The organism is Candidatus Nitronauta litoralis (assembly GCA_015698285.1).
In the GTDB taxonomy this organism is placed as follows: Bacteria; Nitrospinota; Nitrospinia; order Nitrospinales; family Nitrospinaceae; genus Nitronauta; species Nitronauta litoralis.
Window position 1 is genome coordinate 1,895,827 of record CP048685.1, and the last position, 24,773, is coordinate 1,920,599.

Here is a 24,773-nt window from a genome sequence, read left to right on the forward strand (position 1 = left end):
GTCTGTTTTATGAAAAGTACTTGTCCACCACTTCCGGAAACCGGCAGCGCAGACAATTGTTGTTGTTTTTTGTGCAGAAGTCCTGATAGACCTGCATCAGCCCCTGGGTGTGCCGGTCACTTTTCAGGATGTCCAGCATGCGTTGCTTCTCGCCCAGGATGTACCGCTTCATGAATCGCAGCCACTGGTTGTCGGCCAGGGAAGACTGCGTGGAAAACCCCCGGTGCAGAAATGCCTCCAGGGGTTGGGACCGGCTGGCCCTGGCGTAGATCAGGCAAATGGGAACAGCAATATTGATAAAAATGTCCCGTGCCCGGTCCGGGCCAATAAGCTTTTGATTTCCTTGAAGTTTCTTCCCATCAACTGTGTAGTGACGGGACCAGAAATCGTCTTCTTCAAGGAAAAAATACTGGGTGGCCTTCTTTCCGGTGCGCTCATTATAACCTTTGGCCTGGGAAATAGAAACCATTGTATTCACGAAACTAACAAAATCCTGAAACAGCCCGGAGCCGCTGTGTTTCACCACCAGATGGGCCAGGGCAGCGATCCGGCGATAGGGGAAGTTGGCAGGACGCATGCCACCGAATTTCCAGGCGGTTGGATCGTCCATTACCTGATCGACAAATCGTCTTTTGTGTTTCTTCCAGAGTTTCTGCACGTTTTGAACATAAAGAAGGCCTTCTCCCTCAAGCTCCGATGTTTCGGGAATACGGTTTCCGAGCAGGCCGGAGACTCCAAGCAATACTGCCTGTAGCGGCAGTGCTTTTTCTGCGGGTGTCCCCTTTTTGGAAACAAGCCTGACCAGTTCAGCGAAAGGGACGCGCTCCGCGAGATCCCGAAATGGATATTTATTGGAGGGGTAACCCAGTGCTTCGGCAACTCCTTCATAAAACGTCTGCTCATAACCATTCAAAATGATGCGGTCGTGGAAGCGGTCCATCTTGTTCTGAATCCGTGCATCACCGGCATTGCTGAGCAATTCTTCAAGGCGAGACTTTGATAACCTTGAAAGCGGGCCGTGGCATAACCCGGTGTTGAACTGGTTGAGCAGCGGATAGCTGTCGAAATCCAGTTCTTCATTCAGTTTCAGAAGGCCGTCTTTAAGGTATTTTTTGAGTTCCAGCTCGACGATATGGGGCCGGGATTGGGACGGAGTATCTTTTCTGGAACCGCTGCTGCCCCGCCGATCCTGCCACAGGAAGACGTGCAGGATGACATCATCGTACTCGTTATTTTCAGAATGTCCGTGGGCTCTCCAGTCACATCCGTAGATATGGAGTTCGACATCCCCCTCCTGGATTTGCCCGTCAATCCGGATGACGGCGTTTTTAAAATCGGGACCCGCGCCAAAATTCCAGTGGCCGGAGGACACCACTTCAATGGCGTGTCCCTGTGTGGATTGGAGGTGGGGGGTGTTGAATAGTTGGTCGTTCCAGACGCAACGGAGGACCTTTTCTGGAATTTGCGGCGCGTCTTCCTCTTCCACCAGAGTGCGCTGGTAGACTTCGGTGAATTTCCGATAGATATCCGTGAAAACGGCGGCGGTCATTTGAGGGTCCAGGTTGGTCCTTTGGGAGTATCTTTTAAAACGACGCCCAGGGCATCAAGTTCGTCTCGCAGGCGATCCGCTTCAGCCCAGTTTTTGGCTTTGCGGGCGGCTTCGCGTTCCTCAACAAGCGTTTCAATTTTTTCTGTATCGTGGTCCTGCCCACTTGTTTTCAATGCCAGCGATTCTTCGCGATAAGTGCCGGGTGAACGGTGGAACAGGCCGACCAGTTGCCCAACCGCAAAAAGTCCTGCTGCGTCGCGGTCGAAGGCGGTCCAATCCTGGGAATCTGAAGGAAGTTCACTGCACAGTTTGTTGAGTCGGCGCAATTCTTCATTCATATGGCCCAATGCCGCTGCCGCATTGAAATCATCGTCCATGGCTTCGTCGAACAGGGACTTTATTTTTGCATCCGCGTCAGGAGTCGGCGGTATAGTGGCCAGTTGTCTGTTTTCTTCCATCCAGCTGTAAAGTTCATAAAACCGGTCGAGCATTTTGATGGCTTCATCGAGATAGGAGTCAGCGAAATCGATGGGGCCACGGTAGTGGTTGGTCAACAGGAACAGGCGCAGGACTTCCGGGTGGAATTTTTCCAGCAGGTCGCGGATGGTGAAAAAGTTGCCGAGCGATTTCGACATCTTCTCCTGATTGATATTGACGAATCCATTGTGCAGCCAGGTTTTGACGAACGGTTCGCCGGAGCAGCCGCAGGATTGCGCAATTTCATTCTCGTGGTGCGGGAATACGAGATCTTTGCCGCCACCGTGGATGTCGAAATAGTTGCCGAGGTATTTTTCGCTCATGGCGGAGCACTCGATGTGCCAGCCCGGGCGTCCACATCCCCAGGGGCTTTCCCAAAAGGGCTCACCTTCCTTGCTTTTTTTCCAGAGCGCGAAGTCCAACGGGTCGCGTTTGCGGTCGTCCACCTCCACGCGGGCGCCGGATCGAAGGTCGTCTACATTTTTCCCGGACAGTTTGCCGTACTCAGGAAAAGCACGTACCGCAAAATAGACGTCCCCCTCAACTTCATAGGCACGGTCTTTTGCAATGAGACCGTTAATGAGGTCGAGCATTTCCTGGATATGATCTGTGGCCTTGGGTTCGACATCCGGTCTTAAAATATTGAGGCGGTCCATGTCCTCATAAAATGCCGCGATGTATTTTTCTGTGACTTCCTGCCAGCCGATGCCTTCTTCGTTGGCACGTTTGATGATCTTGTCGTCGATGTCGGTGAAGTTGCGGACGTAGGTGACCGGGTAGCCTTTGTATTTCAGGTACCGGTAGATCGTGTCGAACACGATTGCGGAACGGGCATGGCCGATGTGGCACAGGTCGTACACGGTAACCCCGCAAACATACATGCCAACTTTGTCTTCCCGGATCGGTTGAAACGGTTCCTTTTGTCCTGTCTGGGTATTAAAAATGCGTAAGGCCATAAAGTAAAATTAGGACTCCAAATTAATAAGATCAAAAAAGGGGGCAGGGTTTTCAAAAATGCGCTGCCACCCTCCGACTGAGCTCAGGGTGACAGCACAAAAACTTGAATTCTATTGTATTAATTAAAGTGGATCTGGCTCAGCCACCCGCTCCGGCACCCACAGGTTTCCCGGCTTTCTCTGGAGCTATACGGGCATACAGTTCCTGCACATTATTTTTAAGTTGCGCGACGGCACGTTTCGCCAGGCCCCGGAGTTTGGCTTCAGTGGCTTCATCCGGTTCCTTTTTACGATTCGCAATGATTTTGCGAATTTCGTCCAGCGATTTTTCCAGGTGGTCACTGCGCTTGACACTGAAACTTTTCGCGATAGCCCCTTTGAGTCCGCCTCCATCAAAGTAATAGGTGATCGCTTTAAGCATGCGCTTGTGGGAAAGGTATTTCTTTCCAGCTTTCCAGTCCTTGATGGCCTGTCCCATTTCCTGTTCAATGCTTGTAACCAGCAGGTTGTAGTCAGTCTGGTCCACCATGTCGTGGATTTCACCTGGGTCGGACTTACTGGTAATATCGAAATCCATCGTGTGGTCGACCCCGGTCAGGGCGGCGTTCTTCATGTTTTTGTTAACTTCTTCAGGAGCCAGTCGGGGATGCCAGAATTGCATGATGTACTCCTGACTCTTGACCTTGTCGAATTCATAAGCCCCATTTTCATCCAGCTTGGAATAGTAACCATTGGGCACAACAAACAGGGTGCCGACCATGTCCTTGTGCAGGTTGCAGCGCAGGATGATGGGCCCCGGTTGATCCAGTGTTATGGATTTCGATGTTCCGGAGGCCATGGCGCCAAGGTTGAACTGGTTGTTGCGTGATTTCGAAAAGATGTTGTGAACTTCGGTGTCGTCGTTCACAAATTCGACTGTAGAACCCACCATTACCACTGAGTTTTTCGGGGCAAAGTTCAAGCCACGCTGGAAAATTTTTAATGTCTGCTTTTCCTGTTTGGGCACTTTGAGTTTACTTTTTGACTCCAGAATAACCAGACCTGGAGATGACACCGGTTCGCCGTTAATCTTCACTACACCCTTAATGGTGGTGATCGGTTTCACAATCTTTTTGTCAGAACCTTCAGAGCCTTCCTCTTTTTTATCGTGGGCCTCTTTGTGATCAGCTTTTTTGTCATCCTTCTTGTCGGAGGTTTTTTCTTCCCCGGTCTTATTCTTGTTCTTCTCAACTACTTTCAAGTCATCCCTTTTGCCCTTGCCATTGCGCAGGCCCATGGCGACCAGAAACTGGTTGACGAAGGGCTTGTCAAATTGCTTGTCCAGTTCAATGGCACGGACAAAATGGGGGCCGGCATCGTCAAATTTTTTCATCAAACTGAGCGTCACGGCCAGGTTAAAATGGGCCTGGGCAAAATCCTCTTTTAATTCCAAAGCTTTTTTGTAGGAGGCCGATTCGTTTTTGTAGTCTTTGGTCAGGCCATAGCTTTTCCCAAGGTAGTTGTAGGCCATGTAATGTTTTGGATCGAGTTCGATCGTTTGCTTGAACAGTTTGACCGCTTCTTCAGAGTTTTTTTCCTGCAGCCGCGTCATCCCCCAATTGAAGGTGATTTCTTCATCGTCTGGTGCCAGTTCGTGGGCCCTGGCGAAGCGTTTGTTGGCTCCTTCAAATTTGCCCTGCATTCTGTGGGCCGCGCCCCAGATGGCATAAAGTTCTGATGAATTCGGGCTCAGCTCGGCTGCTTTTTCAAACTCAAGTTCAGCCAGTTCATACTTGCCTTGTTCCGAGAGACCCATTCCCTTGGAGATATGTTCCAGAGTTTTGCGTGGCAGATCAGTGCCCGGCTTTTTTTGATTAGTGAGCTGTGCGAGCTCCAGGTCTTCCTGCTTTTTCTTGAGATCACTCAAAGTTTCCTCTTCCGTAGTGATCTCTAATGGACGTTCCCCGGAAGAATCATTCTTGTCCGCGATTGTCTGGGAAGCTTTTTTGATCCGCGATTCCTTGTACTGGTCGTAGGGAATCATTTTGCTTTCCTGTTCGGAAAAAAGGATTCCAGCTCCGAAAAGGGCGGCTAGTGCTACCAGGCCGAAAAGGGCTTTGGTCCAGCTTGATGAAGGTTTTTTGCGTTTGGAAGAAGTGTTTTTTCCCATGTGTTTTTAATGACCGTTGTTAAAAATTTATGAAGACCCGATTGTTTTTTGGGTTAAGCACCACTTTGGACATATTGGTCGCGGTGGCTGGAGGTTCCGATTATTGGCTTGGTAAATTACTAATGAATGCACCCCAAACTGTTTCCCTTTGGTTTTGCGCCGATCCCCCTATAGATTGTGGAGAGCGAACTAATATTCCGAAATATGACGGGGTCTGGGAAGTTTGAAGATTTCTTTATCTGGATAATCGTCCGCCGTGGCAGGTTTCACCCCTTTTCTGGGGACACCCTGCACCTTGCCCACACAGGAGGATAACTGCGGTTTGACCGCGCTGGATCCGCAGTGTTCGCAGGTGGTTTCATCTTTATTCGTGCTTAGAGATTGCAACAGGGTGAAATCGGCCTGGCAATCATCGCAATGGTATTCGTACAGGGGCATGGGGATTCCACAAGTGCTGGTAAAATCTTGGGTTGCAAACTTTTGAATAATAGGATTTAATCATAGCTTCGAACAGCCTGTCAATGGGATTTTCCAGCCTGTCCCGCGCCCCGGAACCCACTTTTACCCAATTTCAAACGCTACGGTCTCAAAACCCTCATGAAAGATTCATTTTTGGACGCGATTAAGGGGCAATCCGGCTATTTACCCTATCAGTATATCAAGAAAGCCTGTCAGAACGGGATTATCAGCTCAAACGATAAAATTACGCCCGCCCAATTACAGCCGGTAAGTCTGGACCTGCGCCTTGGGTCGAAGGCTTACCGCATCCTGAGCAGCTTCCTGCCCGAGAATGAGTCCGTTGAGCAAAAGCTGAAGGACCTGAAGCTGTATGAGGTTGATCTACGTTCGAATAATAAGGATTCCGGTTTTCTGGAACGCGGCGGGATTTACCTGATTCCGCTCAAGGAGGAATTGAATTTCCCCAAAAACCTTTATGGTTATACCAACCCGAAAAGTTCCACAGGCAGGTTGGATATGTTCACCCGTGTTATCGTGGACAAGGGACACCGGTTTGATGAGATCCCCAGGGGCTATAAGGGGAAAATGTACCTGGAAGTCATCACCCGTTCCTTCCCGGTCAAGGTGAAGGAGAATCTGTGCCTCAATCAATTACGTATTGCCCAGGGGCCGCCCACCACCATGGGCAAACAAAGCCTGGAGCCTGATTACCGGAAATTTCCTATCCTGTTTGATCGAAGTGGATTTGCTGTTCCCTTTAAAGATGTCAAAGTACAGGGCGGCTTGTATGTTGGTGTTGACCTGATGGGGAGTGATGACAAAGACATCGTGGCGTACAAGGCGAAGACCAACAGCAGTTTTATAGACTTGTCCAAGAAGAATCATTACGATCCACAGGATTTCTGGGAACCGGTATATTTAACCAGTAAACGCAAGAAAAGGATCGTGCTGGAGCCCGAGAGTTTTTACATCATGATGTCGAAGGAGAAAATCTGCATCTGGCCGCACCTGCTGGGTGAGATGGTGGCTTACGAACCCAACAGTGGCGAACTTAGAACTCACTACGCTGGTTTTTTCGATCCAGGGTTTGGCTGGAATGGAACGGAAGAGCCAATGAACCAGGGAGCCCACGCTGTGATGGAAGTGAGGCCGCACGATGTTCCCTTCATGATTGAGCACGGTCAGACATTCTGCCGCCTTAAATTTGAAAAAATGATTGAGCAGCCAGCGAGGGCATACGGGCAGGAAATCGCATCGAATTACCAGTCGCAGCAACTCAAGCTGAGTAAATACTTTAAAAGTTAGATCCGGTTTGGGAATAATTTGTTATCCTGACTATAATTGAAAAGAAACAGGCTCACACTTCATGGAAAGAACCGAACTCAAAGCTATAATTGAAAATCTGCTCCTCGCGTCGGATCAACCGGTTTCACCGGAGTCTCTTGCCCAGACCCTTTTGGGAGGCGGCGATAAAAACGAACTGCGCGGGTTGCTGGAAGAGCTGCAGGAAGATTTTGCTGACAAGCCTCTCCAGGTCATAGAGGTCGCCGACGGGTTTCAACTGTGTACCCGGCCGGAATATGCCGAGTGGGTGCGGAAATACCTCAAGCTCGATAAAACATTTCGCCTGTCACAACCGGCTCTGGATACTCTTTCCATTGTCGCCTATAAGCAACCGCTCACGCGCGCCGAGGTCGATGAAATAAGAGGAGTGGATTCCGGTGGTGTGTTCCGGACCCTGCTCGAGAAAAAAATTGTGGCTCCGGCAGGGCGAAAAGATGTTCCGGGTAAGCCTTATATGTACCGCACCACCCAGAAGTTCCTCGACTACTTTGGCCTGCGTGATTTAAGCGAACTTCCCACCCTTGAGGATTTCGGCGAAGGCGAAATTGAAGGCGAAGCAGGGCCAGAGCAAACCGAAATTGAATTTGCGGCTGCCGATCAAAACGGCGGCGAACAGGGGGAAGCGCCCACCGCAGAGGCTCCCACGACTGAAGATTCCTGATAGATTCCATGAAGATACGTCTCCAAAAAATTATTGCCGAGGCCGGCCTGGGCTCGCGTCGCGAAGCCGAAGGATGGATTGAAGAAGGCAAGGTGACTGTGAACCGGCATGTTGTAAAAAAGCTGGGCACAACCGCAGACCCTGAAAAAGACCAGATCAGGGTAAAGGGAAAGTTGCTCCCAAAGCCGGAGGAAAAGGTTTATTTGATGTTCAATAAACCAAAAGGCTGTCTCACCACGGTCCGCGATGACCGGGCGCGGGCAACGGTTATGGATTATTTTGAAAAGCTTCCTTTCAGGGTATTCCCGGTGGGCCGCCTCGATTTCAATACGGAAGGCTTGTTACTCCTGACCAACGACGGAGCGCTTTCAAAGAAATTGCTGGACCCAAAGGGTGGTGTAGAGCGGATTTACAAGGTCAAGGTCCGGGGAATCCCGGATGAAAAAGATCTCAACCGCCTGCGCCGGGGGGTTAGCCTGGATGGGGTCAAGACCGGTCCGATGCAGGTGAAAGTCGAACGTAGTACCGGTCGCAATTGTTTTCTCATCGTGACCCTGACCGAAGGCAAGTACAGGCACATCAAACGTGTCTGCGAAACTGTGGGTCACCCGGTAGTGAAACTGAGCCGCACCCATTTTGGCGGACTCAGCCTTGCGCGCCTTCCCTCGGGAGCGTTCCGGTTTTTAACTGACCGGGAGTTGAAATCCCTGCGTCGCCTGGTTCGTCCTGCCAGAAAAACGGATGTGGCCTGATTTAATGCAAGCCCGCCTGATTATACGGCTGCCCTTTTTAATAGTAGTCTTGTTGTGCTTTCTTGTCTGCCCGGCTCAATCAAATGCCCAACTGGGCGTTCTCACCACATACGAGTCTGAGGGTAAAGCCCCTGCAAAAAAAGCGAATTATGTGAAGGCAAGAAAAAGTGCCGTGTGGAGGGCTCTGCGGGGTGCCGTTTTGCAGGCGCTGGAAGACCTTCTTGGTAAAGAGACCAGGGTGCAGTCGCGCCCCCAGGTGAAAAAGATTCTGTCTTCTCCCCAGAAGTATGTGAAGTCCTACCGTTTTCTGGAATCCGTGGATGATGACCTGGAAGGGGAGTCCCGTGTGCGGTTGGAAGTGGTTTTGTGGACAGACGCCCTCAATAAGGCCCTCAATTCTGCCGGACTGGTTTCTTCTGCTGTTAATCAGAAGGCCGTGGTGGTTCTCATCCTGGAGCGTAGTTTTACGGCGCGCCCAACCGGAAGGTTCTGGGATTATGTCCCCATGTCAGAAATTTCCCTCGCTCAAAACCTGATGAGTGGAGGCATTCATGTGATCCGGCGCGACCGAGTGGCCAATACCGTGTCGGAAGACAGGGTGCGGTTTGCTGCCCGTGGGGATGTAACCGCTGCAGTCGACATCGGGCTCAAGGCCGGTGCAGGAATCGTCATTGTTGGTAATGCTGCTTCGACCAGCCGGGCAGGTTCTGCCAAAGGACCCGTCAACGTACAGGCAAACCTCAGTGTGAAGGTAGTTTCCGTGATCGATTCCAAAGTTATCGCCGCCAAAAGTGATTTTGCCTCGGCGCGGGCGGTTGATCCGGTCAACGGGGAACTGCAGGCGTTTGAAATTGTCGGGGAAAAGATGGGGGATTTTCTGGAATCTACAATCAAGCGTTACTGGCAACCTCAGGAGAAACAGGCGGCTCCAGCTATGCAGGGAGAGTCACCGAAAGTCGTACCCACGCCGCCCCCCAAACCTGCAGCACCGCTTCCAAAAAAGCCGGGACTCATGGAGGATTTATGAGGACTCCCTTATAATGAAACCAGCAGTAAATTTCTTGTCGGAGGCAGTTTGATTGAAAGAGGATAAACGTTTCCGGTATTTTCTGTTCGCAGCCCTCGCCGTTTCTTTAGTGGCGCTCTACCTTGCGCGCAATGTGCTCACCCCTTTTGCCATTGCGTTTGCTCTCGCTTATCTGCTGGATCCCCTCGCTGACAAGCTGGAGCGCTGGAAACTGTCGCGCACCTTGTCGGTTTCCACAATAATTGCCTCGTTTTTTCTGTTGGTGGTGATTGCCCTCATCGTTCTGATTCCTCTGCTCCGTATTCAGGTGGAACACCTTGCCGCCAATCTTCCAGATTACATGGGGAAGATCATGGCCTGGTTGCAACCGATTCTTGACCAGATATCGTTGATCGAACCCGCAAAAATCAAAACGCACCTGAAAGAAATTTTTGAAAAGCTGGGCACTGTGCCACTCACCGCGTTGGGGTCTGCTACAGAGATGCTTTGGAGTTCTCTGTCTGGCCTGATGGGCATTATCCTGATGCTGGTCAATATCCTTATCATTCCGGTGGCGATGTTTTACCTGCTTCGCGATTTCGACGGCATCAATCGCAAGCTGGTACAGCTCATTCCTCCCAAATATAGAAGAGAGACAGTTGGAATCGTAAAAGAAATCGATGAAGTTCTATCAGGATTTGTACGCGGTCAGTTGATGGTTGCGACTCTCATGTCCGGGTTGTACACGCTCGGATTATTTCTCTGCGATACACCGATGAGCTTGTTTATTGGTCCGCTGGCGGGTTACGCCAATCTGGTGCCTTACCTCGGATTGATCTGTGGTTTTGTGCCGGCTGCAATTCTGACGTTGTTGCAACATCATGACGTGATGTCGTTACTGGGAGTTGTGATTGTCTTTGGACTGGTACAGATGTTGGAAGGCATGGTGATCACCCCGCGCGTGGTGGGAGACAAGATTGGACTGCATCCGGTGGTGATTATGCTGGCAGTTCTGGTTGGGGGCGAGTTGTTTGGTTTTGTCGGGGTACTGCTTGGTGTTCCTGCGGCTGCGGTGTTGAATGTGTTGCGCAGGCGGACGATCAAAGAATATAAAAAATCCACTTTGTTCCGTTAGAGACTCTGGCAAAACTCGAAAAAAAATTGACCAATGTTTGGGATTCCGTCATCGCGAGCGACCAGAATCAGCGTGGCCGAGGTATTTCCCTTAAGATATAGTGCCCCGAAGGGGTAGATCCAGAGTTTTTGTTGGCAGAAAAATATCTTCCTCCGAGTACCTGGCTGGATTGCTTCGTCGCTTTAGCCCTTCGCAATGACGAGAGCCAATAGATTCGTTATCGCAAAGCGAAAAGTATTTGGCTCAGGTCACGTGAGCGTATTGCATATTGCGCCGTTGCGGCACAAAGCCCCCATCTTCGATCAGCCTGCGGATTTCTTTTTCATTTAAATTGTAGGTTGTCCCGGCAGCACTCACCACGTTTTCTTCAAACATGGTACTACCCATGTCGTTGGCTCCAAAGAAAAGCGCCATCTGACCCACCTTGGGTCCCTGTGTGACCCATGACGATTGATGATTGTCGATGTTATCCAGAACGATGCGACCAATGGCCAGGGTTTTTAAATATTCCCAGCCCGTTGTGTTTTTCGGACCGATGTCTTTTGCCAGCGGTGTGTTGCCGGACTGGAACGGCCAACAGATGAAAGCCGTGAACCCGCCGGTTTTGTCCTGCTGATCCCTTAAGCGCATGAGATGTTCGACGCGGTCTTCAAGAGTTTCGACATGACCGAACATCATGGTTGCCGTGGTCGGGAGGCCCAGTTCGTGAGCGGTTCCCATCACATCCAGCCACTGATCCGTTGTGCATTTTTTCGGGCTGATGATGTCGCGAACCCGATCGACCAGGATTTCGGCACCTCCTCCTGGAATCGAGTCAAGTCCTGCATCCTTCAATCTGGCAATCGTATCTTTAAGAGACAAACGGGATAGTTTGCTCAAGTGAACTATTTCCGGAGGTGACAGGGCATGCAGGTGGATACCAAAATTTTCTTTAATAAAGCGAAACAGGTTTTCGTAGTAATCGATTTTTAAATCGGCATTGTGCCCGCCCTGCAGGAGGATCTGGAGGCCGCCCTGATCCTGAACTTCCCTGATTTTTTCGCCAATGGTTTCATTTGGTAGCACGTAGGCTTCCGAGTCGCCTGCCTTCCTGTAGAACGCGCAGAACGAACAATCCGTCACGCACACATTGGTGTAGTTGATGTTGCGGTCGACAATGTAAGTTATGGTTTTGCCTTGCGTGGCGAGACGTTTCCGGTACAGGCGGGTAGCGACGTTTCCAAGCAGGGTGATGTCCTGGCAGTCATACAGGGCACGCGCTTCATCTGCATTGATGCGTTCGCCGTCGAGGGCTTTTTGTAAAATCGATTCGTGATTCATATCAGGAGTTTGGGTAGGGAAATAATTACGCTTCGTCGAAATGGATTTCCAGGTGGTTGCCGTCCGGGTCGTTGAAATAAACCGACTGGCCTTCACCGCGTTTAACCGGACCTTCTACATCTGCAACTTGTTCTTTCAGTCGGGCGACGACCGATTTGAACGCTTCCGCACTGGTTCCGAATGCGAGGTGCTGATAACCGTCTTCACTGAGTTTGTCGATGGCCTGACCTGTTTCGAGTTCGGGAGTTTCAAACAGGGCGAGGTGCGAATTGCCGGTAAACACCATGGAGTGCCGCAATCCGGTTGAAAATCGATGGGTGACCTTGAAACCCAATACCTCGGTGTAGAATTTTTCCGAACGATCCAGATCTTTTACATTCAAGGCAACATGGTGAATTCCGTTGATCGCCACGTTATTTGATTCCTACAGTATGCAGGCCATCGATTCCCATATCACCCAGTTCTTCTTCTTCTGTTACGAGAAAAACGTGGTAGCCAAATTTACTTTGGATCGGTCCGCCTATCACGCCTACAGGTGTGGCCATGGCCGCTTCTTCCAGTTCACGCGCGTTGGTGTTGAATTCGATGAAGCCTATATCTCCGCCCTTGTTGCGCGAGGCACAGGCGCTGTATTTGGCGGCCAGTTTCCCAAACATTCTGAAAAGGAGTTCCTTATTGTCTTCGGTTTCTTTGAGGGAGTCATGAATGGTGACCGCAAGGTCTTCAGTGGTCAACAGAATATGGCTCACTCGAATAGAGCGCATGGTCATAAGCAATTATTGGAAATGGCGGGTGTGCCTTTGTGGATTCAGTGATTACTTATTGTATCCCGACCCGGGAAAATCACCAAGGCCAATGCGGGGTTGGTGGTCGATTACAGAGCGTGGCGCACCATGCCCATCACGCGGGGAATCAGCTTGGGCCGGGCCAGTCGTTTGTCATAGGGGGCCAGTCGCCGCCGATTTTCTTTGAGGCACAGCTCAATAAAACCCTTGGCATTGAGCCCGGAAGAGCTTTCGTACTGGGTTGCCTGTGCGGTGAAGGCAGAACCCCCGAGGTCTTTCATTTCCATCAGCCGGGAGATTCCAGAATTCAGAAACGCGTACATGGTCAACAGGAAATGAAACGGCTGCACCAGGAAGGAGCGGGTGTAACGCTGGTAGTAAAGCCAGTTCTGGATGAACAGGATGTGCCGTGCTTCTTCCTGAACAATCGGCTCCATCGCCTCGATCAGTTCGAGAGGATAATCTTCAGTGGACTTGGAGACCTGAATAAAACCGAAAGCAAAAAACGAATCGATGCATTCCCCGGTGCCGGTGGTCATGAAACACCACTCGAGATTGGACGGTAATCGTTTGTCCGGGATTTCCTTGAACGGGATGCCGTAACGGTTCAGGAAATAGCGCAGGATGTCAGCGTGTCGGCCTTCTTCATAAGCCTGCAGGGCCATCGCCTCTTTCAGGAGCGGGTCCTCTATTTCTTTTGCGTAGGCCGTCAGTTTGTTGAACACCTGTCGTTCGGTATGGATTGCGTAGTCCCAGATGGGAAAACCGGCGAGCTTGTCGATCACTTCCTGGCTGAGTTCCGGCCAGGGCAGGTCTTCCGGTTCAAACGGTTTATGGGAGTCGATGAACTGGCGGCAGAACAGTTGTTTATGCTCTTCTGTGCCGTATTGAATGGGCGCTGCTTCCATAGTCATGAGGCCTTTATCCTGAAAGGGTTAAGGAATATTTCTAACACACTCAGCGAGTTTTGGTCAACTCCTCGCCGAAGGGGCGACTGACTGCTCCTCGCCGGTCCTGCGCCTACGGCGAACGGGGTTTGCGGTCAGCTATGGGGAAATATTTTGCGATGCGCTTAATATTCCCTCTTTTAGAAGAGGGACGCGAAGCAGGGTGATTTGTAACCTGCATTTGAATCAAAACGGATTTAAAAAACGAGGGAGGCGCATTTAACACCTCCCCTCCATTGCGATACTATTTAATTTAAATCAAGTGCATTAAAAATCTTCAAACAAGCTACCGGCAGCCCAGTCGTTATGGCCAGTAGCATCTCGGCTCACTCCGCCTCCCACGGTAGAAAATGAACCAGAAGCCTCGTTACTCTGTCCACCACTGACGGTGGCAGAACCACCCGAAGCCCTATTTAGATCTCCACCACTGACACTGGATCGATTGGCGGAGGCGATATTGTTTCGTCCACCACTGATGCTGGATTGTAAACCGGAAGCCTCGTTGCCTTGCCCACCACTAACACTGGACATGATTCCAGATGCGGTGTTGTTCTGCCCCCCGCTAACATTGGACCTGGGACCGGAAGCTACGTTGTTCTCTCCACCATTTACACTTGAGATTAAATCTGTAGCCGTGTTGTTTTCACCACCAGTGATACTGGAAGAACTGCCCGAAGCAGTGTTACCCAATCCTCCGCTGACACTGGAGGAATCTCCGGAGGCTGTGTTGAGAACACCACCGGTGACCGTGGCAAAATTCGCGGTCGCCTTGTTCCGGTTGCCTCCAGTGGCGGCGGTGTAATCGGCACCGGCAATGTTGTTGAGACCGGCAGCGATTGAGCCGAAACTGGTGTAGTTCAGTCCTTTACCAACAATCAAATTGTGGGAGCCGGTTTTGTCACTCGCCGGAAGTCCGCCCCCCTCATAGGCAAAAATATCTTCATTGTATCCAATAATGACATTTCCTTTTCCATTCACTGGCGCATCGGTAGCGCCGGAACCGGAGACCACCTGCAGGTTCATGTCGGTTAAGAGCAACGTATCGCCGGTCCGTGAAACACCATTGAGACGGGATTGCAATTCACCCATATCCGCTTGCAGAGTCGCAACGTCCAATGCCTGAGCAGACAGTGCATTGAGGATAGCGGTGATATCCGGCTGTAAGGCCGAGAACAGTTGGAACAATTGGGTTGATAGCAACTCGACATTTGCCATCTGACCTTCCAGTGCGGTCACTCGTTCCTCAAGAGTTTGGGCTTGTGCAGGCAAGGCCAATAAAAATGAAAACAATAGAATGGTACTTAAACGAAATAGTTTTTTCATTTGGATCCCCTCCCAATATTGAACAAACTGTAGGTAGTAGTTTTGCCCCTATGGACAAAAAATAATCTTCCTCTGGAAATTTCTATCGAGAGTATTAGTGGATGGGGATATTCTGTCAAGGATGACTTTGGAAAATTAAAGTGATGATGAGTCTTAAGGTTAGGGAAACAATTGAAAATCAAAGAGAGAAGGCAGCCTGGTATTTTTTGGACTTCGCTATCAAAAATCGTTAAGAATTTAATTTTCTTCTTGCGAAGAGGTCATTGCAAAACCTGAAAAACCAGATCTTAAAGCGTGGTTCAGGTTTTATCCTGGGAATAGCCAAAGGGAAGAGATATCCGGTCTCCGGTTTTTGTAATAATATTTTTTTAAAGGTCTCAAAAAAAACAGGGGGAAGCGCGATGCGCGCCTCCCCCAGAAAACTAGTTTTGAAAACGGAAACTAAAAAGAGTTATTGGGTTTCGAACAAACTTCCGGCGCGCCAATCCTGGCTGCCTGTGCTGGCACGGTTAAATCCTCCGCCTACAGTCGATGCGAAACCGGATGCCTGATTGCCTTCGCCGCCACTGACCTGGGAACCATTGCCGGAAGACGTGTTACTGCGACCCCCGCTCACACTGGAGTTTTCACCCGAGGCAGTATTGCTGAATCCGCCGCTGACACTTGAGAAAGACTGGCTTGCCGTATTTTCACGTCCGCCACCTACACTGGAGGAAATTCCTGTCGCGATGTTTTCCCTTCCTCCGCTGATACTTGAAATAATGCCGTTGGCGGTATTCAATTGGCCGCCCAGAATGCTGGACCGGGATGCAGAGGCGATGTTCTCTTCGCCGCCACTGATGCTTGAAACCAGGGCGGATGCCGTGTTGTCTTCCCCTCCACTGATACTGGAAGAACTGCCCGAAGCGGTGTTACCCAATCCTCCGCTGACACTGGAGGAATCTCCGGAGGCTGTGTTGAGAACACCACCGGTGACCGTGGCAAAGTTGGAAGTGGCTTTATTGCGGTTGCCCCCTGTAACAGCAGTATAGTCGGCACCGGCAATGTTGTTGAGACCGGCAGCGATTGAGCCGAAACTGGTGTAGTTCAGTCCTTTACCAACAATCAAATTGTGGGAGCCGGTTTTGTCACTCGCCGGAAGTCCGCCCCCCTCATAGGCAAAAATATCTTCATTGTATCCAATAATGACATTTCCTTTTCCATTCACTGGCGCATCGGTAGCGCCGGAACCGGATACCACCTGCAGGTTCATATCGGTTAAGAGTAAGGTATCGCCAGTACGGGAAACGCCGGTGAAACGTGTCTGCAGTTCGCCAACGTCCGAGGTCAGTGCTGCGGTGTCCGTTTGCAATCCGGAAATAGACGTGTTTTGGGCCGTCTGTCCAGATTGAATGGTGGAAACATTTCCCTGTAAAGTTGTTACATCCGATTGAATGCCGGTCAAGCTGGTTTGTAAACCCGTAACTGCAGTTTGCAGTGCGGCAACTTCTCCCTGCTGTGCTACCAGTTCATTCAGGATCGCCGCAATATCAGGCTGCAGGGCGGAGAATAGTTGAAACAACTGTGTGGAAAGTAATTCCACATTTGCCATCTGGGTTTCCAGTGTGGTCACCCGTTCTTCAAGAGTTTGGGCTTGTGCAGGTAATGAAACAATTAGTGCAAAAATAAAAACGATACAACCTGTTAATTTTCCTTTCATGGCAGACCCCTCCCCAAGTTTGAAATATTGCTGGAAATTTTTGTTTGAAGTAAAAAGTTCAGATTAAAACTTCTCCCCAGGATATGATTGTGATTATGGAGCGAGATGGTTTTATGTCAAGAAAGGAATCGGATTGATAGAAGGAAACTGGATATAGATCTTGAATTAGGAAACCCTGGATTCGCAAGAAAAAAAGGGGAAGGCGCATGGCGCACCTCCCCCTTTTCAGAAGAGACGTTTGAAATGTATTGACTTTACTACGGCTTACTGGGTTTCAAACAAGGACCCAGCTCGCCAATCGTAAATGTTAATAGATGATCGGTTGAATCCTCCGCTGACGGAGGCGCGGCTTCCGGAAGCAGTATTTGAATTGCCACCGCTGACACTGGACCCGATGCCCGATGCCTGGTTGACTACACCGCCACTGACCGTGGAAGAAACCCCGGAAGCGGTGTTGGTTCCTCCCCCCAGTACACTGGAGAAGTTTCCGGTTGCGTTGTTGTTAAAACCGCCACTGATGCTGGAAGAATCACCGGATGTTTCACCGCCTTGCCCACCACTGATACTGTTGTTGATACCTGCGGCTGTGTTAAGGTTCCCGCCACTGACACTGGAGTTCTCTCCAGATGCGGTGTTGTTTAGACCGCCACTCACGCTGGAATAAACTCCGTCGGCTGTGTTATCCCTGCCGCCACTCACACTGGAAAAGTTAAAGGCAGCGGTGTTATCCCTGCCGCCACTGACGCTGGATTGTAAACCGGAGGCAGTATGGCCGCCACCGCCGCTGACGCTGGATAAAAATCCGGTTGTTGTGTTGCTGGACCCACCGCTGATAATGGAATTTTGCCCTTGGGTCGTGTTGAGTAATCCCCCGCTGATGGTGGAAAGAAACCCCGTAGCCTGATTGCGGTCCCCGCCTGTGACAGAGGCGTACATACCACTGGAAACATTATTCAAGCCGGCAACCAATGCTCCAAAGCTGGAATAATTGAGGCCCTTTCCAACGACCAGGTTATGCGAACCCCTTTTATTACTGACAGGAGTTGTTCCACCGGGTAAAAACGGAAAGATGTCTTCGTTGTATCCAATGATGATGTTGCCGTTGCCATTGACGGGTCCATCCGTATCACCAGACCCTGAAACGACCTGCAGGTTCATGCCCGTTAACAGCAGCGTGTCTCCTGTACGGGTCACACCATTGAAACGGGTTTGCAGTTCGCCAACATCGGTGGTCAGGGTGGAATTACTGGTTTGCAATGCAGTAATGTCGTTATCCTGCGTCGCATCGTTTGTTTGCAAAGTACTGACATCTGATTGAACTGTTGTCATCGATGCTTGAAGTGCGGCGACTTCTCCCTGTTGTGTGGCCAGGGCATTCAGGATGGCCACGATGTCTGGCTGTAATGCAGAAAATAAATCGAACAGCTGGGTGGATAACAATTCCACATTTGCCATCTGGCCCTCAAGTGCGGTCACCCGTTCTTCCAACGTCTGTGCCTGTGCGGACATGGAAATTAGTAAGCCGCAAAACAAAGCCGCGACCTTCAGATAAAGTTTATTCATCATGATTTCCTCCTGATTTATTCTGTATGAGTAAAACTCAATTCCGTTTTATGGAGATCTGATTTTCTATAACGAGACTTGGAGGGATTATCCGCCGCGCTGAATTGTTGTCAATAGTAGGAAAGATACACCGGTGTAGGGGGAAGTGTGAAGGCGAGGAAGGTGAGGCAGCACTAACGTATGCTGAAATAAAGGGGAGACGCTTTGCGCCTCCCCGAGTTGTATCCGGTTAGTGATTCAGTATCGAAAATGGTTATTGGGCTTCGAACAGACTCCCGGCTTGCCAGTTAAAAATGACCGGGGCGGTTCTCTGGAGTCCACCTCCAACCGTAGCTGCGTTCCCGGATGCTTCGTTTTGCCTGCCTCCACTGACAGTGGAGTGATCTCCAGATGCTGTGTTTAAATAACCCCCGCTGATTGAAGAATGATCCGCTGAAGCGGAGTTTTCACGTCCGCCACTGATGTTGGACCGGGGGCCTGAAGTGATGTTGAGTCTGCCTCCGGTTATAGAAGAAATATCACCTGAAGCCGTATTTTGTTGTCCTGCAGTAATACTTGAGGAATTGCCGGAAGCGGTATTGATAAAACCGCCGGTGACCGTGGAATAGGCTCCGGTTGCCTGGTTGCGGTTGCCTCCGATAACGGATGCGTATTGTGCGCCTGAAACATTATCCTCACCTGCCACCACTGCGCCATAGCCCGAAAAGTTCAATCCTCTGCCCACCACCAGATTGTGCGAACCGGTCTTGTCGCTTGCGGGGAGCCCGCCGCCCAGAAATGGAAAGATGTCTTCGTTGTAACCGATGATCACATTGCCTGTGCCGTTAACTGTGCTATCCGTAAAGCCAGCTCCGGAGACCACCTGCAGGTTCATGCCCGTGAAAAGCAGGACATCTCCTGTTCGTGTTACGCCGGTGAAGCGGGTTTGTAATTCCCCGACGTCCGTATTCAGGCTAGCAGTGTCGGTTTGCAATCCGGAAATAGCTGTGTTTTGGGCGGTCTGTCCGGATTGCAGGGTAGAGACATTGCCCTGGAGATTCGAGATGTTAGTGTCCTGGATTGCGTTATCGGCTTGCAAAGTGCCAATATCCGTTTGCACAGTGGAAACGTCAGTCTGCAACGTGCCTACATCGGTCTGCACGGTCGAGATATCTGATTGAACCGTTGTCATGGAAGCTTGAAGAACAGCGATATCCAACTGCTGGGCCGCCAGAGCGTTTAGGATGGCAACGATATTAGGCTCCAATGCCGAAACCAGTTGAAACAACTGGGTTGATACCAGTTCGACATTAGCCATCTGTGCTTCAAGCGTGTCCAGTCGTTCTTCCACAGTTTGCGCCTGAGCAGGAAGAGAAACGGACAGCATGAGAATAGAAAAAGTACCCCAGAGAAGAAATTTTTTCATGATGAACCCCTCCAATAATTGGCGCGGCGGTCAAAGCTGTCTCGCTCAGACGCCCGCGAAAAATTATCTCCCCCAGAGATACTGGCGATTATCCTTGGCGAGGGATTTATGTCAAGAGTAGTTAGGGGGATGCTAAGGAATGGGTTTCAAAAAATAATATAAAGCAGTTAAATACAACCCGGTAAGACAGGAAATCGGGTGAGTTTTTTGTTAGCCGACCGCTAGGTCTAAAAAAAGGGGAAGGCGCATGAAGCGCCTCCCCCGGTTGGAACAGGTTGGATTGGAAATTTTCTCTTTAATTAATTATCTTCAAACAAACTTCCTGCAACCCAGTCGTCTAGCCCTGTGGCATTTCGGGAGTTTCCACCGCTGACACTGGAAGAAGCTTCTGATGCGGTGTTGCTGTTCCCGCCACTGACGCTGGAATTCCTTGCGGAAGCGGTATTTTGAACGCCACCACTGACGCTGGATCTGACGCCAGATGCGGTATTGTTTGTACCTCCACTGACACTAGCAGATTCATTGGAAGCGGTATTTTGAAGGCCGCCACTGACACTGGAATGAAGTCCGGATGCTATGTTGTTTTGCCCGCCACTAATGCTTGCATAAAAATTCGAGGCATTATTACCTTGACCTCCACTTACGCTGGAACTTGGACTAGATGCAGTGTTTCCTTGTCCACCACTGACACTGGAATTATTCCCGGAAGCGGTGTTATACCAACCGCCACTCACACTAGAGTATTGCATAGAGGTATTGTTGTTCTGGCCGCCACTCACACTGTTTCCAATTCCGGAAGCTGTGTTATTAAAACCGCCACTTACACTGGAGTATGCTCCAGTGGCAGTATTTTGAAGGCCGCCACTGACGTTGGCAATGACACCGGAAGCTTCGTTTCCTTTCCCACCACTGACACTGGAGTGGGACCCGGAAGCGATGTTCTCCCCACCTCCACTGACGCTGGAGTTAAAATCAGAAGCGACATTTCTATTTCCACCACTGACACTTGAATAAGTGCCCGTCGCCCGGTTACGGTTGCCACCCGTGACCGATGCATATTCTCCGCTGGAAACATTGTCGCGACCCGCAACTATTCCTCCAAAGCTGGAATAATTGAGGCCCTCTCCCACGATCAGATAATGAGAACCCGTTTTGTCGCTGGCTGGTAAGGCTGGAGTTCCGCCAAGAAAAGGGAAAATGTCTTCGTTGTATCCAATGATTACGTTGCCGAGTCCGTTCACCTGTGTGGTCCCCGTATTATTTGGGTCACCATCGGTTGCGCCGAGGCCATTCGTCACCTGCAAATTCATACTGTCAAATTGCAATACATCACCGTTGCGCGACACCCCGTTGAAGCGTGACTGTAGTTCACTCATATCCGCTTGAAGTGTAGCAACATCCAACTGCTGGGCTGCCAGGGCATTCAGGATAGCGGTGATATCCGGCTGTAAGGCCGAGAACAGTTGGAACAATTGGGTTGATAGCAACTCGACATTCGCCATGGATGTTTCAAGAGCAGTCACTCGTTCTTCCAGAGTTTGTGCCTGTGCAGGTAATACGATTAAAAGTGAAAACACTAGAACGATACTTCCCAAAAATAATTTTTTCATTTGGGTCCCCTCTCAATTTTTGAAATAGCGCAAGATCAATATGAAAACTCAACCGCAGACAGTTATCTCCCCCAGAGATTTTCAGGCTCGAGTATTGGCGGTTCGGGATATTCTGTCAAGGATTGCTTCGGATTAATTAAGTTTGAAATGAGATTGAGATAGATTGAACTCGTTGATAAAAAAGGGGGAAGGTTGCAAATAATAATATTGGAGAATTTTTGATAGAAATTTCTTAGAGATTTAATTTTCTTTTTACGAAGCAATCTTTTTGTAACTCAAAAAATAAATGGAAAGGCGGGATCTGGATTTTATCCTGAGTTTGCCGAAGGGAAGTGGGATTCCATGGCAGTGAGCAGGCCTTCGACTGTGTATTCTTTGGCCTGAACACCAACAGTTAATCCAAGGTTTTCTGCTGTCTTTGCAGTGACCGGGCCGATGCAGGCCAGGGTTACCTTTTCGAGTGAATCTTTTAACTCTGGCCCAATCATCTCCACAAAATTTTTGACTGTGGAAGATGAAGTGAAAGTGACGACATCAATGTTGCCCGCCTGCAGTCTTTCTTTTAGTTGTGAGATATCCGTGTCTGGCAGGACGGTTTTGTAGGCGGGAGCAACATCCACTTCAGCACCCAGCTTGCGCAGTTCATCCGGCAACACTTCGCGCGCGACTTGCGCCCGTGGTAATAAAAAACGCTTGCTGGCGATGTTTTCTTTCCCGATGTGTTCGATGAGTGATTCTGCAACGAACTCTTCTGGAACCAGATCCACCCGGATGCCGAGATCTTCAATCTCTTGTCCCGTTTTGGGTCCGATACAGTAAACGCGAACGCCCTTGAGTTCCCGAATGTCGAGGTCCTGTTGCTTAAGCCGTTTCATGAACCATCGCACTCCGTTGACACTGGTGAAAATCACACCGTGATATTGTCCGAGGTTTTGCATCGCCTGGTCCAGCATTGTGGCGTCATCGGGCTCCACCATTTCAATAACGGGAAATGAAAGCGGTTCGGCGCCTCGCTCATACAATTGTTCTATGAAACTGTCGGCCTGATTTCCGGCGCGGGTGACCACAACGGATTTCCCAAACAGGGGACGCGATTCGAACCAGTCGATATCGAGTTTGAGGTCAACGACTTCCCCAACGATGGTGAGTGCCGGGGGAGCGATCCTCTCCCGTTCTGCGATGCCAATGATACTGTCCAGCGTGCCTTTCCAGGTTTTCTGTTTGAAGGTAGTGCCCCATTGAATGACCGCGATTGGTGTTTCGGGTGACTTCCCGTGTTCCATCAGTTTGGCCGCAATACGTTTTAATTTCCGTGCCCCCATCAGGAACACCAGGGTTCCGCTACGGCTGGCGATTTTTTCCCAATCGAGATGGAGATCTTCATTTCCTTTTTCATTACTGCCGGTGATGATCGAAACGGTCGAAGAGCAATCGCGGTGGGTCAATGGAATTCCGGCGTAGGCAGAAACGCCGACAGGAGAAGCCACACCCGGCACAATAACGAATGGGACTCCCGCCTCTGCCAATGCGGACGCTTCTTCGCCACCGCGTCCAAAGAGAAACGGATCGCCACCTTTTAGTCGAACAACAGTTTTGCCTTGTCGTGCTTTATCGACGAGAAGCTGCGAGATCTCTGCCTGGGTGATTGTGACAACGCCTTCTTTTTTACCGGCGTAAATGGCTTCAACGTGATCTGGTGTGTATTTCAATAGCCGTTTGTTGGCGAGGTAATCGTAGACCACCACATCCGCCTTTTTCAGCCAGTCGCGACCCCTCACGGTAATGAGTCCCGGATCGCCAGGTCCGGCTCCGACCAGAACGACAGTTCCTGCTTTGTGGGTGGTGTCAGTCATTTTTGGTTTCCAGAGCGTTGGTGATCTGAGCAAACTGTTGAAGGGTCAATTCCTCTGCCCGGCGGTTGGGGTCGATCCCCATATTCTCAATCGCAGACATGGCAATGTGAAAACGCCCGTTGAGTTCCTTTAAATTATTGCGGAGGGTTTTCCGCTTATGGAGGAAAGCCGTGTGGATCAACTGGAAAAGGTTGGTCTCACTGTTCACAACTACGGGAGGGAGTTGGCGCGGGGTGAGTCGTATGACAGTGGAATCGACCTTGGGTTTTGGATAAAAACATTCGGCCCCCACTTCCAGCAGACGCCTGGCTTCGCAATGATATTGGATGAACAGTGTAAGTGAACCGTATTCGCGCGTTCCTGGTTTTGCTGTCATGCGTGCCGCCACTTCGCGTTGCAGCATGAGGACCATGTCGGTTATATGTTTCCGGTAATGGATGAGACGTTTGATGATCGGAGTCGCTGCGTAGTAGGGTAGGTTGGAGACCACCTGAAAACGCGGGGCAAGACTTCCATAATCTATTTTCTGGGCATCTGCCTGGACGAGGTGGAAATTTTCGCGGTCACCGTATTTTTTCTTGAGTCCACGGCACAGGATGGGATCGATTTCCAGGGCGATTAACTTTGAAGTCAGTGGCAACAGGTCATGCGTCAATACACCCTTGCCGGGACCGATTTCGACCAGACATCCATCATTTTTCACATGGGCCAGGTGCACGATCTCTTTGGCGGCATTGAGGTCGACCAGATAATTTTGTCCAAAAGGTTGTTTGCGTTTTTTCATTTAGTTGGTGCCCATTGTTCGTTGTGCGAGCCTGGCGGCAAGGTTGAGGGCGTGCAGCAAGCTGTCAGGTTTTGCCATCCCTGTTCCGGCAATGTCGTAGGCTGTGCCGTGGTCCACAGAGGTGCGGATGATGGGCAATCCAAGAGTGACATTGACTGCGCGATCCTGCGACGCCATTTTGATTGGGATCATTCCCTGGTCGTGATACATGGTGACGATGGTGTCGTATTGTCCTGCCTGGTAACGACCGAACAAGGCGTCTGCTGAAAAGGGCCCGGCAATAGCTAATCCTGAAGCTTGCGCCTCTTTAATTGCTGGAATAATTGACTCCTCCTCCTCTTTGCCAAACACGCCACCGTCCCCGCAATGCGGGTTCAGTCCGGTAACCGCGATACGCGGCAGTTTTATGCCAATGCCGGCAAGCCACTGATGTGTCAACTTCAAGGTTCGGAGCACCCGTTCGTGTGTGATCAAAGGTTTAATATCCGAAAGGGCGACGTGGGTTGTGGTGAGCACCACGCGCATTTCATCCGAGGCCAGCATTAATAAGGAATAGGGGACATCGGTCAGGTCAGCCAACAGTTCTGTATGCCCTGGGTAGTTGTACCCGGCAAGGTTTATGGCTTCTTTACTAATCGGTGCCGTGACGATGGCATCGACTTCCTGCTTCAGGGCAAGATCAACGGCAGTTTTAATATAGGAAACAGAAGCTGCACCGCTTTCCCTGGTGGGAGCTCCGGTAGTTAATGAATCTGGAACATTATCAAGATCGATCACTTGGACGTCGTCCAGTGCATCGGGCAACTCGAGGTAGCGAGCGGTATTTTGTAATATTTTTTGATCACCGATGATTACAGGTCGGCAGGAATCAGGGCGGGTATGCAGTGCCTTGATAATAATTTCCGGGCCAACACCTGCAGGATCGCCCATGGTGATTGCAAGACGAGGAAGAGGTTCCATGAGTTTTCCGTGAAGAAGGATAATGAAGGATGGATC

Annotated in this window: 21 protein-coding genes; 5 read left to right on the forward strand and 16 right to left on the reverse strand. The window is 50.3% G+C overall.

Features of this window, described 5'->3' with window-relative positions:
* Positions 1 to 7: 7 nt before the first annotated feature.
* The 4 genes from G3M70_08755 to G3M70_08770 all read right to left on the reverse strand — a co-directional run bounded on the left by G3M70_08755 (position 8) and on the right by G3M70_08770 (position 5,569).
* A complete protein-coding gene (locus G3M70_08755; protein ID QPJ61958.1) occupies positions 8 to 1,549 on the reverse strand; it encodes a DUF2851 family protein in 1,542 nt (513 codons plus the stop codon).
* The gene (locus tag G3M70_08760; protein ID QPJ61959.1) at positions 1,546 to 2,982 is read right to left on the reverse strand and encodes a cysteine--tRNA ligase; all 1,437 of its coding nucleotides are present in this window, start codon (positions 2,980 to 2,982) and stop codon (positions 1,546 to 1,548) included. The genes G3M70_08755 and G3M70_08760 overlap by 4 nt, the downstream gene beginning before the upstream one ends.
* A 139-nt stretch (positions 2,983 to 3,121) precedes the next feature.
* Complete coding sequence (locus G3M70_08765) at positions 3,122 to 5,131, reverse strand: tetratricopeptide repeat protein (protein ID QPJ61960.1); 2,010 nt, start codon at positions 5,129 to 5,131, stop codon at positions 3,122 to 3,124.
* A gap of 189 nt (positions 5,132 to 5,320) precedes the next feature.
* Entirely contained in the window at positions 5,321 to 5,569 is a 249-nt protein-coding gene (locus G3M70_08770) for a zinc ribbon domain-containing protein (protein ID QPJ61961.1), read from the reverse strand.
* Between the two features lie 159 nt (positions 5,570 to 5,728).
* Here G3M70_08770 and G3M70_08775 point away from each other — a divergent pair, with 159 nt between their 5' ends.
* The 5 genes from G3M70_08775 (at position 5,729) to G3M70_08795 (ending at position 10,488) form a co-directional block, all read left to right on the forward strand.
* Positions 5,729 to 6,895: a 2'-deoxycytidine 5'-triphosphate deaminase gene (locus tag G3M70_08775; protein ID QPJ61962.1), complete on the forward strand. Its 1,167-nt coding sequence runs from the start codon at positions 5,729 to 5,731 to the stop codon at positions 6,893 to 6,895.
* 61 nt (positions 6,896 to 6,956) lie between these two features.
* Positions 6,957 to 7,595 carry an SMC-Scp complex subunit ScpB gene (scpB, locus tag G3M70_08780; protein QPJ61963.1) on the forward strand — a complete coding sequence of 213 codons (639 nt, stop codon included), beginning with the start codon at positions 6,957 to 6,959 and terminating at the stop codon, positions 7,593 to 7,595.
* A gap of 8 nt (positions 7,596 to 7,603) precedes the next feature.
* Positions 7,604 to 8,347, forward strand: coding sequence for an rRNA pseudouridine synthase (locus G3M70_08785; GenBank protein QPJ61964.1), 744 nt, complete (start codon positions 7,604 to 7,606; stop codon positions 8,345 to 8,347).
* Positions 8,337 to 9,374 (forward strand): hypothetical protein, encoded by a 1,038-nt coding sequence (locus G3M70_08790; protein ID QPJ61965.1) that lies wholly within the window; start codon positions 8,337 to 8,339, stop codon positions 9,372 to 9,374. The genes G3M70_08785 and G3M70_08790 overlap by 11 nt, the downstream gene beginning before the upstream one ends.
* A gap of 52 nt (positions 9,375 to 9,426) precedes the next feature.
* Positions 9,427 to 10,488: an AI-2E family transporter gene (locus G3M70_08795; GenBank protein ID QPJ61966.1), complete on the forward strand. Its 1,062-nt coding sequence runs from the start codon at positions 9,427 to 9,429 to the stop codon at positions 10,486 to 10,488.
* A 243-nt stretch (positions 10,489 to 10,731) separates the two neighbouring features.
* Here the strand turns inward: G3M70_08795 and mqnC are convergent, their stop codons facing one another.
* The 12 genes from mqnC to pdxA form a co-directional block, all read right to left on the reverse strand.
* Positions 10,732 to 11,808, reverse strand: a complete 1,077-nt coding sequence (gene mqnC / locus G3M70_08800; protein ID QPJ61967.1) for a dehypoxanthine futalosine cyclase — start codon at positions 11,806 to 11,808, stop codon at positions 10,732 to 10,734.
* 25 nt (positions 11,809 to 11,833) lie between these two features.
* Positions 11,834 to 12,220 carry a hypothetical protein gene (locus G3M70_08805; protein QPJ61968.1) on the reverse strand — a complete coding sequence of 129 codons (387 nt, stop codon included), beginning with the start codon at positions 12,218 to 12,220 and terminating at the stop codon, positions 11,834 to 11,836.
* Position 12,221: 1 nt separating this feature from the next.
* On the reverse strand, positions 12,222 to 12,572 hold the full coding sequence (locus tag G3M70_08810; protein ID QPJ63765.1) for a peptidylprolyl isomerase: 351 nt from the start codon (positions 12,570 to 12,572) through the stop codon (positions 12,222 to 12,224).
* A 110-nt stretch (positions 12,573 to 12,682) separates the two neighbouring features.
* Positions 12,683 to 13,507: a ferritin-like domain-containing protein gene (locus G3M70_08815; GenBank protein ID QPJ61969.1), complete on the reverse strand. Its 825-nt coding sequence runs from the start codon at positions 13,505 to 13,507 to the stop codon at positions 12,683 to 12,685.
* Between the two features lie 300 nt (positions 13,508 to 13,807).
* Entirely contained in the window at positions 13,808 to 14,863 is a 1,056-nt protein-coding gene (locus tag G3M70_08820; protein QPJ61970.1) for a hypothetical protein, read from the reverse strand.
* Positions 14,864 to 15,314: 451 nt separating this feature from the next.
* Positions 15,315 to 16,562 carry a hypothetical protein gene (locus tag G3M70_08825; protein ID QPJ61971.1) on the reverse strand — a complete coding sequence of 416 codons (1,248 nt, stop codon included), beginning with the start codon at positions 16,560 to 16,562 and terminating at the stop codon, positions 15,315 to 15,317.
* A gap of 264 nt (positions 16,563 to 16,826) precedes the next feature.
* A complete protein-coding gene (locus tag G3M70_08830; GenBank protein QPJ61972.1) occupies positions 16,827 to 18,128 on the reverse strand; it encodes a hypothetical protein in 1,302 nt (433 codons plus the stop codon).
* A 250-nt stretch (positions 18,129 to 18,378) separates the two neighbouring features.
* Positions 18,379 to 19,530, reverse strand: coding sequence for a hypothetical protein (locus tag G3M70_08835; GenBank protein ID QPJ61973.1), 1,152 nt, complete (start codon positions 19,528 to 19,530; stop codon positions 18,379 to 18,381).
* Between the two features lie 299 nt (positions 19,531 to 19,829).
* Positions 19,830 to 21,140: a hypothetical protein gene (locus tag G3M70_08840; GenBank protein ID QPJ61974.1), complete on the reverse strand. Its 1,311-nt coding sequence runs from the start codon at positions 21,138 to 21,140 to the stop codon at positions 19,830 to 19,832.
* Between the two features lie 308 nt (positions 21,141 to 21,448).
* Positions 21,449 to 22,993 (reverse strand): uroporphyrinogen-III C-methyltransferase, encoded by a 1,545-nt coding sequence (gene cobA, locus G3M70_08845; protein ID QPJ61975.1) that lies wholly within the window; start codon positions 22,991 to 22,993, stop codon positions 21,449 to 21,451.
* Entirely contained in the window at positions 22,986 to 23,777 is a 792-nt protein-coding gene (gene rsmA, locus G3M70_08850) for a ribosomal RNA small subunit methyltransferase A (protein ID QPJ61976.1), read from the reverse strand. The genes cobA and rsmA overlap by 8 nt, the downstream gene beginning before the upstream one ends.
* The gene (gene pdxA, locus G3M70_08855; GenBank protein ID QPJ61977.1) at positions 23,778 to 24,737 is read right to left on the reverse strand and encodes a 4-hydroxythreonine-4-phosphate dehydrogenase PdxA; all 960 of its coding nucleotides are present in this window, start codon (positions 24,735 to 24,737) and stop codon (positions 23,778 to 23,780) included. It abuts the gene before it with no gap.
* Between the last annotated feature and the right edge of the window lie 36 nt (positions 24,738 to 24,773).

Coding starts and splice junctions, on each gene's coding strand:
- G3M70_08835 (QPJ61973.1), bottom strand. CDS start 19,530: ATGAAAAAATTTCTTCTCTGGGGTACTTTTTCTATTCTCATGCTGTCC.
- G3M70_08830 (QPJ61972.1), bottom strand. CDS start 18,128: ATGATGAATAAACTTTATCTGAAGGTCGCGGCTTTGTTTTGCGGCTTA.
- G3M70_08825 (QPJ61971.1), bottom strand. CDS start 16,562: ATGAAAGGAAAATTAACAGGTTGTATCGTTTTTATTTTTGCACTAATT.
- scpB (QPJ61963.1), top strand. CDS start 6,957: ATGGAAAGAACCGAACTCAAAGCTATAATTGAAAATCTGCTCCTCGCG.
- cobA (QPJ61975.1), bottom strand. CDS start 22,993: ATGACTGACACCACCCACAAAGCAGGAACTGTCGTTCTGGTCGGAGCC.
- G3M70_08775 (QPJ61962.1), top strand. CDS start 5,729: ATGAAAGATTCATTTTTGGACGCGATTAAGGGGCAATCCGGCTATTTA.
- G3M70_08790 (QPJ61965.1), top strand. CDS start 8,337: ATGTGGCCTGATTTAATGCAAGCCCGCCTGATTATACGGCTGCCCTTT.
- G3M70_08770 (QPJ61961.1), bottom strand. CDS start 5,569: ATGCCCCTGTACGAATACCATTGCGATGATTGCCAGGCCGATTTCACC.
- G3M70_08810 (QPJ63765.1), bottom strand. CDS start 12,572: ATGCGCTCTATTCGAGTGAGCCATATTCTGTTGACCACTGAAGACCTT.
- G3M70_08815 (QPJ61969.1), bottom strand. CDS start 13,507: ATGACTATGGAAGCAGCGCCCATTCAATACGGCACAGAAGAGCATAAA.
- G3M70_08765 (QPJ61960.1), bottom strand. CDS start 5,131: ATGGGAAAAAACACTTCTTCCAAACGCAAAAAACCTTCATCAAGCTGG.
- G3M70_08820 (QPJ61970.1), bottom strand. CDS start 14,863: ATGAAAAAACTATTTCGTTTAAGTACCATTCTATTGTTTTCATTTTTA.
- mqnC (QPJ61967.1), bottom strand. CDS start 11,808: ATGAATCACGAATCGATTTTACAAAAAGCCCTCGACGGCGAACGCATC.
- G3M70_08755 (QPJ61958.1), bottom strand. CDS start 1,549: ATGACCGCCGCCGTTTTCACGGATATCTATCGGAAATTCACCGAAGTC.
- G3M70_08760 (QPJ61959.1), bottom strand. CDS start 2,982: ATGGCCTTACGCATTTTTAATACCCAGACAGGACAAAAGGAACCGTTT.
- rsmA (QPJ61976.1), bottom strand. CDS start 23,777: ATGAAAAAACGCAAACAACCTTTTGGACAAAATTATCTGGTCGACCTC.
- G3M70_08785 (QPJ61964.1), top strand. CDS start 7,604: ATGAAGATACGTCTCCAAAAAATTATTGCCGAGGCCGGCCTGGGCTCG.
- G3M70_08840 (QPJ61974.1), bottom strand. CDS start 21,140: ATGAAAAAATTATTTTTGGGAAGTATCGTTCTAGTGTTTTCACTTTTA.
- pdxA (QPJ61977.1), bottom strand. CDS start 24,737: ATGGAACCTCTTCCTCGTCTTGCAATCACCATGGGCGATCCTGCAGGT.